We start from the raw sequence: 1,030 nt of genomic DNA on the forward strand, positions 1-1,030 counted from the left end.
TCGCCAGACTCCGTGTTCTCGCTGAGCTCCTCTTCGACCAGCTCGTTGCACAACTCGACACACTCGTCACAGATGCAGACACCGGCCGGACCCGCGATGAGCTTACGGACCTGCTTCTGGCTCTTACCACAGAAAGAGCATGTGAGCGGATCGCGGCCGTCACCCATCTGCGCCATACGGGTAGTCTCCTCAATTGTTGGAGCCCAGGTCCAGCGAACCAGGTCAGACTCAGCCAATCAGGACGCACACCGCATCTGCCCTGAGCACTCCGCGGCCAGCCTGATGACTCAGTTGAGCTTATACCTGGTCGCCGATGAGCACGTGGACCTCATCGGAGACGGCGTGGTCGCGGTGCTCGGAATACCCCGCTGGCCGCTATCGCGCGGAGGTGGTCCGCGCCGAGGGCGGTGCGGACCATGCAGTCACCGGGCCGGGGCTCTCAAGGGAGCCACCATCACCCACCGCCGGACAATGCGCCGGCGCCGTTCAGCGAACGGCGTCGGCAGCTCTACCGCGCCGCGTCAGACCTCGCTCCTCCGCTACGCCGAAGTAGTCGCCGCCCTTCTTCCTGCGGTCGTCCGTTCCCCACTCCCTGGTCCTCGGCACCGGCACCATACGCGGAACGTGCTTGGAGCAGTGGATGTAGGCCTCGTGTATGTCGACGACCACCCAGCGTTCCGGCCTACGCCCAGGCACGTCCGCATCCACCACCTGATCCGGATACCGAATGAGGAAGTCTCCGGCCGAGAGCAGGGTGGCTGCTCCATTCACATGCAGCCCGACCAGATCACGGACGAAGTCCATGAACAGCAGACCGACGTGTGGGTTCTCCGAGATGTTGCCCGCACTCGCCAGCACCCCGTTGCCCCGGTACTCCGGCCATGCGATCGTCTTGTCGTCGAGGACCCGGACGAACCCGGCCGGACCGGCGCGGAACGTCGCATCGCACTCCCCATGGCTGTCGGAGGTGCTGACGAACACCATTTCCATTCGCCCGACGAACTCGCACATCTCGTCGTTCAAGGAGTCC

1 protein-coding gene and 1 pseudogene are annotated in these 1,030 nt (G+C 64.5%); both read right to left on the reverse strand.

Translation table 11 applies throughout. From position 1 onward, the window contains the following. Positions 1 to 176 (reverse strand): annotated as a pseudogene (locus ELR45_RS41670) (ClpX C4-type zinc finger protein); the annotation flags it as partial. Positions 177 to 486: 310 nt separating this feature from the next. Next, on the reverse strand, positions 487 to 1,030 hold a 544-nt coding region (locus ELR45_RS28880; RefSeq protein WP_205857473.1), incomplete at its 5' end, for a pyridoxamine 5'-phosphate oxidase family protein.

The organism is Phytoactinopolyspora endophytica, from assembly GCF_004138495.1.
Taxonomy (GTDB): domain Bacteria; phylum Actinomycetota; class Actinomycetes; order Jiangellales; family Jiangellaceae; genus Phytoactinopolyspora; species Phytoactinopolyspora endophytica.